The following is a 10,305-nucleotide window of genomic DNA, read 5'->3' as shown; positions in this document are numbered from 1 at the left end:
AATCGGATTTTCGAACTCGATGGTGATGGCTTCGGAATGGCCGACGAACACCGGCACCCGCACGCAAGTCGCGGTCAGCTTGATTTTGGGATCAAGAATTTTCTTGGTCTCCATCATCATCTTCCACTCTTCCTTGGTGTAGCCGTCCTCCATGAAAACGTCGATCTCGGGGATCACGTTGAAGGCGATACGCTTGGGGAATTTCTTGTTGACGAGTTCGCTGTTGGTGTAGACGGCCTTGGTCTGCGAAAACAGTTCGTCCATGGCGTCCTTGCCGGCGCCGGAGACCGACTGATAGGTCGAGACCACCACGCGCTTGATGGTCGCCTTGTCATGCAGCGGCTTCAGCGCGACCACGAGCTGCGCGGTCGAGCAGTTCGGATTGGCGATGATGTTCTTCTTGGTGAAGCCTGCAACCGCATCCGCATTGACCTCGGGCACGATCAGCGGCACGTCGGGATCCATCCGCCAGGCGGAGGAGTTATCGATCACGACCGCGCCGGCGGCGCCGATTTTCGGCGACCATTCCTTCGACACCGCGCCACCCGCCGACATCAGGCAGATATCGACGTCGCTGAAATCGTAATGCTCGAGCGCTTTGACCTTCAGGGTGTGGTCGCCATAGGACACTTCGACGCCCATGCTGCGGCGTGACGCCAGCGCCACTACCTCGTCCGCCGGGAATTTGCGCTCGTCGAGAATGTTGAGCATTTCCCGCCCGACATTGCCGGTCGCCCCGACCACTGCGACTTTGTAACCCATCGTTCACTCTCCGCAGAAAAATGCCTCCCCATCGCCGCCAGCGGAAAGGGAAGAGGCAGCGCTTCTATGCGAGAAACGCCGTCAAGACAACGTTAGACCCGCGTAATCGGACGCCTGATGCGATCGTTTTGGTCCAACCGGGCCCACCCCTCATTTCAGACCCGAATTCATCCGGCGCTCACCAGCTTCGCCGACGAATGCTGCGGCACGCTGGCGCGGCTCATGGTTTATGTGGGTACTCTGGCCCTGGTTGCGATCCTCGGCATCCATCTATGGGACCAATTGCCGGCCGGCGAATCGAACGACCCCCCGGTCAAAGCGGGCTGGAGCGTGGCTGAGCGTTCGCATCCGGCGTTTGCCGTCAGCCCATTCGATTCTTACGAAAAAACAGAGACCTACGAGATATTTCGGCATCCTCTGGGGGGCCGCCGGGACGTCATTCGCTGGGTGTCCCGCGACGCCGGACCGGGCGAAAGGCCGGTGGCGGAAATCGAAATCTATCGCCCCGGTGGTGAATTTGGCCAAACCGGGCAAACCATCGACAATCTGGCCGCCCGAATGGAGCCCAAGGGTGCGCGCGAGTTGGAAGCAGCCGGCGTCGTCGACAGCAAGTTCGGCGGTGTGACGGTGCTTCGCCATCCCGGCGACGCCGGATCCTGCCTCGGCTTCCTCAAGCGTCTCAACGACCCCAACCTGCAGCTCTCCGGCTGGTCGTGCCAGGGTGACACCCTGCCGGCCCAGCGGGCGTCGGCGCGTTGCATGCTGAACCGGCTGATCCTGCTGACAGCCGGAAACGACCCCAAACTGGCTGAATTATTCGCCCGCGCCGAGCTACGGCGGGCGGACTGCGCGTCCGCCTCCCCACAAGCCCCCTCGCCGGACTGGGTGACGTCGGCGGGCAATCCGCTTTTGCGCGGCACGCTATAGATCAGCGCACCCGCCAAGGTGCTGGTTCTCAAGCAACATATCGTGTCCCCCGGCATTATTCCGGCGCAGTGTGGCCCGTTTGACCTTGTGGCTGCATGGTCGCGGCAGCTAAGGTGGCCGCCAAATCGGTAATGGCGGCCGGGCCGCCCGTGAGGACATGATGACTCGGAAGTTCCAAGCTGCGAAACTCCCTGCTGCGAACAAGCTTGCTTGGCTGCTGGCTGCTTTCGCCGTCGTCGCCGTCGGCTTCGACCTGACATCGGCGAGCGCCGAGCCCAAGCGGCAGTTCGACAACCGGGGCCGCCCCTATTACGGGCCGAGCGGCCCCAACGTGATCTATCAGCAGGGACCACACACCCGCATTTACGTCACCAAGCGTTCCTGGCTCGATGCCGGCGTCGAAGTCTTGCCGGGCGACCGCAAGTTCACCGACTACGCCTATCCGCCGGAGCTCGGCTACCCGTCGTTCGCGCGCGAGAACAATAATCGCCCGATCGACCGCCAGCCGCTCAATCCGCCGTCAGACATGGGCGGATATCCGCGCAGCTTCCCGCTGTATTGATTTAACGGTCTCGCGTCGTCCTGGCGAACGCCGGGACCCACACCGTGCCACCTCGTCCAAAAAAGATGTCCGACGACTTTCGCCCAACCACAACGATTGTGGCGATGGGTCCCGGCTCAAGGCCGGGACGACCATGCGGAAAGATCTGCGCTTAGGCGTGCAGCTTCTGCAATTCCTTCAGAATCGCTTCGCCCATCTGCGTGGTGCTGACCGAAGTGGTGCCCTCGGACTTGATGTCCGCGGTGCGCAGGCCGTTCGCCAGCACCGCTGCAATCGCCGCATCGAGCTTGTCGGCCAGCGCGCCCATGTCGAAGGAATAGCGCAGCGCCATCCCGAATGACGCGATCATCGCGATCGGATTGGCGAGGCCCTTTCCGGCAATGTCGGGCGCCGAGCCGTGCACCGGCTCGTACAGCGCCCTGCGTTTCCTGGTCTTGACGTCGACTTCGCCGAGCGACGCCGACGGCAGCATGCCGAGCGAACCCGTCAGCATCGCCGCGATGTCCGAGAGCATGTCGCCGAACAGATTGTCGGTGACGATGACGTCGAACTGTTTCGGCCATTTCACCAGATTCATGCCGCCGGAATCGGCGAGCTGATGCTCGAGTTCGACGTCCTTGTATTCGCGCCCATGCACCTGGGTGACCACCTCGTTCCAGAGCACGCCCGATTTCATGACGTTGCGCTTTTCCATCGAGGTCACCTTGTTGCGGCGCTTGCGCGCCAGGTCGAACGCGACGCGGGCGATGCGCTCGATTTCATAGGTGTCGTAGACCTGGGTATCGATGGCGCGCTTCTGGCCGTTGCCGAGATCGGTGATGGTTTTCGGCTCGCCGAAATACACCCCGCCGGTGAGCTCCCGCACGATCATGATATCGAGGCCCTCGACCACCTCGCGCTTCAGGCTCGAGGCGTCGGCGAGCGCCGGATAGCACACCGCCGGCCGCAGATTGGCGAACAGGCCGAGGTCCTTGCGCAAGCGAAGCAGCCCGGCCTCGGGCCGCGCCTCGTAGGCAACGCCGTCCCATTTCGGACCGCCGACCGCGCCGAAGATCACGGCATCCGCGGCCATCGCCTTGGCCATGGTGGCGTCCGTGATGCTCTGCTTGCTCGCGTCATAGGCCGCGCCGCCGACCAGCCCGTCCTCGGTCTCGAAATGCGCGATGCCCTGCGCATTGAGCCAGCCGATCAGGCGTTTCACCTCCGCCATCACTTCGGGGCCGATGCCGTCGCCGGGGAGGAGCAGGAGCTTGTGGGTCGCCATGTCGATGTGCCTTTTGCGGAATAACGGATGCGCGCGGAGTGCTAAAGCGCCGTTGCGTTGATGGCAAGACACCATTGCTTGCCGCGCGCCTGTGCAACCGCCCCCTCTCCTGCCAGAATGCCGGTCCCCGCCGGAGATTCCCGTGAACGCCCCCGCCCCTCCCTCGCCACCTGCGCATCCCGCGCGGCTGATCCTGATCCTGTCGCTGACCCCGACCGTTGGGCTGGGCATCGGCCGCTTCGCCTATTCGCTGGTGCTGCCGGACATGCGCGATTCGCTCGGCTGGTCGTATTCGGCCGCGGGTTTCATGAACACCATCAATGCGGCCGGCTATCTCGCGGGCGCGCTGATGGCCTCCCGGCTCATCAGGCGATACGGCCTTTCCGCCGCGGTGCGCTGGGGAACGCTGGCATGTGTGGTGTCGCTGGCGCTGTGCGCGCTGTCGGGCGATTTTTTCGTCCTGAGCTTTGCCCGGTTGCTCGCCGGGCTTGGCGCGGCGGCCGGTTTTGTCGCCGGCGGCACACTGGCAACGAAGATTGCCCAGTCCCGTCCCGCCCACGCAAACTTTCTGCTGAGTCTGTTTTATGCCGGGCCCGGGCTTGGCATCCTGGCCTCGGGCCTGATCGCACCTTTCGTGCTGAATGCGTTCGGCCCGGGCTCGTGGTGGATCGTATGGTGGGCGATGACGGGGCTCGCGATCGCCATGACCGTTCCGCTGATGCTGACTCCGGTTGATGTCAACGATAGCCTTGCCGACGCGGCGCCGGCGGAATTCGCGGTTCTGCCGGTGCTGATCTATCTCGCCGGCTATTTCCTGTTCGGCGCCGGCTACATCGCCTACATGACCTTCATGATCGCCTATGTCCGCGACGCCGGCGGCGGCGCGGCGGCGCAGAGCGGCTTCTGGAGCCTGATCGGCGTCAGCGCCTTTGTGACGCCCTGGGTGTGGCGCCGCGTGCTGGCGCTCGACCGCGGCGGCCTCTCCACCGCGATCATCCTCGGCGTCAACGCGCTGGGCGCCTCACTGCCGCTGTTCGGGCATTCCCCGCTGCTACTGGCGATCTCGGCGCTGGTGTTCGGGGTCGCGTTCTTCGCGGTGGTGGGATCGACGACCGCCTTCGTCCGCCTCAACTATCCGCCTTCCGCCTGGCCGAAGGGAATCGCGGCGATGACCATCGCCTTCGGCATTGGCCAGACGCTGGGCCCGATCGCGGTCGGCGCGGTCACCGACGCCATGGGCAGCCTGTCCTATGCGCTCAACGTCTCGGCGGCGATGCTGGCGGCGGGTGCGATGGCGGCGGCGTTTCAGGGGAAGCTCGTGCAGAAGCCGTAGGGCTAACTCCCGCTGAACGAGTTGTAGCCCTGGTCTTCCCAGTAGCCGCCCTTGTAGTCGTTGGTGACCTCCATCGAGATCACGTATTTCGGATTCTTGAATCCGAGCTTGGTCGGCACCCGGATCTTCATCGGATAGCCGTAGGCCCTGGGTAGGATTTCGTCGGCGAATTTGAAGGTCATCTGGGTCTGCGGATGCAGCGCGGTGGCCATGTCCAGCGGCGAATTGTAGCCTTCGGCATCCGCGCACTGGAACCAGCAATATTTGGCGCGGGTGTCGGCGCCGACCAGCTTGAGGAAGTCGCGCAGCGGTGTGCCGGTCCAGCTCCCGATCGCGCTCCAGCCCTCGACGCAGATATGGCGCGTGACCTGCTTGACCTGCGGCAGCTTGTAGAGTTCGTCCAGCGTCCAGAATTTCTTGTTGTCGACGAGGCCGCGCACCTCGAACTTCCACTCCTTGCCGTCGATTGTGGGCGCGTCGTCGAGATCATAATAGGCGTTGAACGGGAACGGCTTGGTGATGGCGCTTTCCGGGAAGGTCGGCGCCAGCGCGTCGGGATTGAAGATCAGCGCCTGCACGGCGTCGTTGAATTTCGAGACCTTCTTCAGCATGTCCTCGGCGGAAAAGCTGTCGGATACGTCGCAGCCGGTCAGCAGCGTCAGCGCGCCCAGGCTTGCGCCGCCGGCAATGAAACGCCGGCGCGCCAGATCCGGCATCACCTTGACCGCGTCCCGGACCAGCAGCTTCTTGTCGACGCCGGGAATCAGAAGCGAGCGAAGTCGGCCCATGATAAGTCCTCCTCGAAAACTCTTTTTCTGCGCATGACCTTTTCGGAAAACCGGTTCCCACTTTTCCGGATCATGCGCTAGCGGCCGATGATCATGGCGCGCAGGCTCTTCGGTACCAGCACCGCCAACGCGACGTGAACGATCAGGAACGCGACGATCGCCGACGTGCAGAAGAAGTGGATGTACCGCGCCACATCGTAGCCGCCGAACAGCGCCGTCAGCCATTGCAGCTGCACCGGCTTCCAGATCGACAGTCCCGACAGCACGATGACGACGCCGACCGCGATGATGCCGGCATAGAGCAGCTTCTGCACGTAATTGTATCGGGTGAGGTCGTCATGCGACAAATGGCCCGTCAGCGCCGCCTTTGCGTCCGAGATCACCCCCGCCGGGGTGATCGGCAGCAGCTTCTTGCGGAAGCGGCCGGTAGCAAGCCCCAGCGCGAGATAGACGAGGCCGTTGACCATCAGCAGCCACATCGCCGCGAAATGCCAGAGCAAGGCGCCGCCGAGCCAGTCGCCAAGCGTAATGCTCTTGGAAAATTTCAGGAAACTGAACAGTGGCGAGGCGTTATAGATCTGCCATCCCGACATGATCATCAGGATCATCGCCACGGCATTGATCCAGTGCACGGTCCGCACCCATGCGGGCTGGATTACCCTGGCCGTGGCCTGGACGGCGCGTTCATCGCTGGCTGCAAGGCTGGACATCGCGATTCCCTGGCTGTTCCGTCTCTGGAAGTTGGTACGTTCGATTATACGCCGGCAACCCGGGCTCCGTTACTGCCATACAGACCATAAAATCGATGCAGGCCGGGTATGGCGGTCACAAAAAAGCGAGCCGGGTTGCCCCGGCTCGCGGCCGCGCGTCCTGTTGGGGACAAGAGCAGGACGGGCGGGGTGTTACGACGGCATCAGGACGGTATCGACCACATGGATCACGCCGTTCGACTGGTTGACGTTCGGGATGGTGACGGTCGAGGAATCGCCCTTGGAGTCGATGATCATCACCGTGTTGCCGGAGCGCTTGACGGTCAGCTCCTCGCCCTGGACGGTCTTGAGCTTCTTGCCGTCGGTCAGGTCGGAAGCCTCGAGCTTGCCCGCGACCACGTGATAGGTGAGGATCTTGGTCAGGGTCGCCTTGTTCTCGGGCTTCACCAGCGTGTCGACCGTGCCGGCCGGCAGCTTGCCGAAGGCGGCGTTGGTCGGCGCGAACACCGTGAACGGGCCCTTGCCTTCCAGCGTGTTGACGAGACCGGCGGCCTTCACCGCCGCAACCAGCGTGGTGTGGTCCTTGGAGTTGACGGCGTTCTGGATGATGTTCTTCGACGGGAACATCGCGGCGCCGCCGACCATCACGGTCTTCTCGCCGGACATTTCGCTTTTCATCATTTTGTCTTGCGCGCTAACCGGCGCAACGACGGCCGTGGTCAGAGCCAGCGCACCGAGGGCGGCGGCGGAGAAAAGTGCAATACGCTTGGACATGGATCGTCTCCCGATGGATTGAGGTGACCGGCGGATTTCCGCCGGCGTTTGAGGCAACAACGACGCTCGTCCGTGGATGATTGACTGCGTCGCCGTTGGCCCGAGCTACGGAAGGTTTCGGGGGCGGTTTCGAAGAATAATTTATCGTGATGTTTGAAACTTTTTGCGATTGTGCCCGTGTAGGCCTCCGTCATTGCGAGCGCAGCGAAGCAATCCATCGGGCAACAAGCAAGAAAGCTGGATTGCTTCGCTGCGCTCGCAATGACGGTTCAACATTCGCAATGACGATCTCCTGGACATGCATATAATTCCCGCGACGCGCTGCGCCCGAGGTTTGCTGTTTCTTCCCGCCCCCTTCGAAAAGAGGGCGCAGGGAAAGCCGGGTGCGCGCTGCACCCGCGGTCTCGCGTGCAAAAATGTGCAAAAAAGCGCACACGAGCATACAGGTTCAGCGGAAGCAGTCCGGCCTTCCCTGCGCAATGGTTTTAACGGCTTCCTTCGTGATCTCCCCGGCGATCGGGCTTTTTTGTCACCGTCGCTTCGCGAATAATTCCGCGAAACTTGACGCCAGCGTCGAGGCGTCAGGACCACACGACTTCTCCGTCCGCAAGCAAAACGCTCTCGTCAGAAGCGCCGCCCGCGTCCATCGCATCCAACCCCGCGTCCGTGACGATCGCGATACGCCCCTCGAGTGGGGTGGACGGCTGCGGATATAAGATGATTTCGATTTCGGAAAAACAGAATATTTTTTTGGAAGGGACTGGACAGGTAGAAACAGATTGATCGGGCTTGAGAAATTAGATTTTACGCGCAAATCCGCTGGGGCGCATGGGAGGCCCCGCGGCCCCGATGAAACTGACGGGCCGGCGTGGCGTTTGATGAGGTCTCAATTCGATCAATCGAGTGTAGCCCGCATGAGCGCAGCGACATGCGGGTGCGGTGCGCCTGGAAACCGGACCCGGATATCGCTTCGCTCATCCGGGCTACACTTGCTCGAGGCCGGGACGACGGAAGAATCAGTCCCGATTGTTCGGCGTCTGCACAAAGCCCCTGTTCCAGGTCGGGCTGATCAGGATCTCGTTGACGCAGACCCGCGGCGGCATGCTGGCGACGAAGGCGATGGTGCGGCCGCAATCCTCGGGCTGCAGCATCCGCGCCTGCTCCTCTTCCGACGGCACCACCGGCCGCAGTTTCAGGATCGGGGTTGCGACCTCGCCGGGCGAGAGGCAGCAGGCGCGCAGGCCGTTGACGCATTCATCCATGTTGAAGGAATGGGTCAGCGCCAGCACCGCGTGCTTGGTCGTGGTGTAGGCCGGTCCCGGCATTTTCGAGACATGGCGGCCGGCCCAGGACGCGACGTTGATGATGCAGCCGTCCTTTTGCTTGCGCATCGCCGGCAGCACCGCGCGCATGCAATACAGCACGCCGTTCAAATTGATATCGACCAGTCTGTTCCAGCCTTCCAGCTCCATCTCCGCCCAGCTGCGCTTCGGTACATTGATGCCGGCGCTGTTGACCAGGAGATCGATGCGGCCATGCTTGGCGACAATCTGCTCGGCGGCCTTGCTGACGTCGGCGGCGACGCTGACATCCAGCGGGATCGCCTCGGCCTTACCGCCGCTCTTGGTGATCTTCGCCACCACGGCGTCCAGCGCGTCCTTCCGCCGCCCCGAAACCACCACCGTCCAGCCATCCGCCGCCAGCGCCTCGGCCCCTGCCTCGCCTATCCCGCTGCCGCCGCCGGTCACCCAGGCCACGCGTTTCCCGTCATTTGACATGCAAACTGTCTCCGTTGCTTTTTGAAGGGCGTTTTTGCTATTGAACTGTCACATTGTCGCGGCCTAACGGCCGCGTCCGCCCTTCCCGCAATGATGCATGAACGCGATCCAGAAAACCATCATGAACGCCAACCTGTTCTCCCGCCTGTTCGACGGCCTCGACGATCCGGCCCGGCTCGCGATCGAAATGCCCGACGGCCAGCGCATCAGCTATGGCGAGCTGATCGCCCGCGTTGGGCAGATGGCCAATGTGCTGGTCAGCCGCGGCGTCAAGACCGGCGACCGCGTCGCCGCCCAGACCGAGAAATCGGTGCCGGGGCTGGTGCTGTATCTCGCCACGGTGCGCGCCGGCGCGGTGTATCTGCCGCTCAATACCGCCTATACGCTCAACGAACTCGAATATTTCATCAGCGATGCCGAGCCGTCACTGGTGGTGTGCGATCCGTCGAGGGCCGAAGGCATCGGCAAGATCGCCGCGAAAGTCAGCGCCAGGGTCGAGACGCTCGGGGCCGATGGCAAGGGCTCGCTGACCGACGCCGCCGAAAAAGCAAAACCCGAATTCCAAACCGTCGCGCGCGCCAACGACGATCTCGCCGCGATCCTCTACACCTCGGGGACCACGGGGCGTTCCAAGGGCGCGATGCTCAGCCACGATAACCTCGCGTCGAATTCGCTCTCGCTGGTGGACTACTGGCGCTTCACCGACAAGGACGTGCTGATCCACGCGCTGCCGATCTACCACACCCACGGGCTGTTCGTGGCGAGCAACGTCACGCTCTTCGCGCGTGCCTCGATGATCTTCCTGCCGAAATTCGATCCCGAACTGATCATCAAGCTGATGGCCCGCGCGACAGTCCTGATGGGCGTACCGACATTCTATACACGCCTCCTGCAAAGTCCGGCGCTGACCAAAGAATCGACCAAACATATGCGGCTGTTCATTTCGGGCTCCGCGCCGCTGCTCGCCGATACCCATCGCGAATGGTTCGCGCGCACCGGCCACGCCGTGCTCGAGCGCTACGGCATGACCGAGACCAACATGAACACCTCGAACCCCTATGACGGCGAACGCGTCCCCGGGGCGGTCGGCCATCCCCTGCCCGGCGTTTCCGTGCGCGTCACCGATCCCGAAACCGGCAAGGAATTGGCCCGCGACGAAATCGGGATGATCGAGGTCAAGGGCCCTAACGTCTTTAGGGGTTACTGGCGAATGCCGGAGAAGACGAAGTCCGAATTCCGCGACGATGGCTTCTTCATCACCGGCGACCTCGGCAAGATCGACGCCAAAGACTATGTGCACATTGTCGGCCGCGGTAAGGATCTCGTGATTTCCGGCGGCTTCAACGTCTATCCGAAGGAAATCGAGAGCGAGATCGACGCCATGCCGGGCGTGATCGAATCCGCCGT

10 protein-coding genes are annotated in these 10,305 nt (G+C 62.8%); 4 read left to right on the top strand and 6 right to left on the bottom strand.

The genetic code is table 11. The features are described from left to right. Positions 1-762, bottom strand: a 762-nt coding sequence (locus tag QZ213_RS17850; protein WP_291687418.1) for an aspartate-semialdehyde dehydrogenase, incomplete at its 3' end; no start/stop codon positions are given. A 117-nt stretch (positions 763-879) separates the two neighbouring features. On the opposite strand from QZ213_RS17850, the gene QZ213_RS17845 reads away from it, so the two are divergent. Beyond that, entirely contained in the window at positions 880-1,689 is an 810-nt protein-coding gene (locus tag QZ213_RS17845) for a hypothetical protein (RefSeq protein WP_291687417.1), read from the top strand. Between the two features lie 160 nt (positions 1,690-1,849). After that, a complete protein-coding gene (locus QZ213_RS17840; protein ID WP_291687416.1) occupies positions 1,850-2,251 on the top strand; it encodes a hypothetical protein in 402 nt (133 codons plus the stop codon). A 151-nt stretch (positions 2,252-2,402) separates the two neighbouring features. On the opposite strand, the gene leuB is transcribed toward QZ213_RS17840, so the two are convergent. Further along, on the bottom strand, positions 2,403-3,515 hold the full coding sequence (gene leuB / locus QZ213_RS17835) for a 3-isopropylmalate dehydrogenase (RefSeq protein WP_291687415.1): 1,113 nt from the start codon (positions 3,513-3,515) through the stop codon (positions 2,403-2,405). A gap of 142 nt (positions 3,516-3,657) precedes the next feature. Here leuB and QZ213_RS17830 point away from each other — a divergent pair, with 142 nt between their 5' ends. Then, a complete protein-coding gene (locus QZ213_RS17830; protein ID WP_291687414.1) occupies positions 3,658-4,848 on the top strand; it encodes a YbfB/YjiJ family MFS transporter in 1,191 nt (396 codons plus the stop codon). Between the two features lie 2 nt (positions 4,849-4,850). Here QZ213_RS17830 and QZ213_RS17825 read toward each other — a convergent pair whose 3' ends face one another. The 4 genes from QZ213_RS17825 to QZ213_RS17810 all read right to left on the bottom strand — a co-directional run bounded on the left by QZ213_RS17825 (position 4,851) and on the right by QZ213_RS17810 (position 8,898). Continuing rightward, a complete protein-coding gene (locus QZ213_RS17825) occupies positions 4,851-5,636 on the bottom strand; it encodes a molybdopterin-dependent oxidoreductase (RefSeq protein WP_291687413.1) in 786 nt (261 codons plus the stop codon). Positions 5,637-5,713: 77 nt separating this feature from the next. Next, the gene (locus tag QZ213_RS17820) at positions 5,714-6,346 is read right to left on the bottom strand and encodes a cytochrome b/b6 domain-containing protein (protein WP_291687412.1); all 633 of its coding nucleotides are present in this window, start codon (positions 6,344-6,346) and stop codon (positions 5,714-5,716) included. A gap of 192 nt (positions 6,347-6,538) precedes the next feature. Next, positions 6,539-7,120, bottom strand: coding sequence for a fasciclin domain-containing protein (locus QZ213_RS17815; RefSeq protein WP_291687411.1), 582 nt, complete (start codon positions 7,118-7,120; stop codon positions 6,539-6,541). 1,016 nt (positions 7,121-8,136) lie between these two features. Beyond that, entirely contained in the window at positions 8,137-8,898 is a 762-nt protein-coding gene (locus tag QZ213_RS17810; protein ID WP_291687410.1) for an SDR family oxidoreductase, read from the bottom strand. 97 nt (positions 8,899-8,995) lie between these two features. Here QZ213_RS17810 and QZ213_RS17805 point away from each other — a divergent pair. Then, the coding region (locus tag QZ213_RS17805) for a malonyl-CoA synthase (RefSeq protein ID WP_291687409.1) at positions 8,996-10,305 on the top strand (1,310 nt) is incomplete at its 3' end.

The organism is Bradyrhizobium sp. (assembly GCF_017881085.1).
Classification (GTDB): domain Bacteria; phylum Pseudomonadota; class Alphaproteobacteria; order Rhizobiales; family Xanthobacteraceae; genus Bradyrhizobium.
The sequence above is the reverse complement of the archived record's forward strand: the minus strand, read 5'-3'. Positions and strand labels throughout refer to the sequence as shown.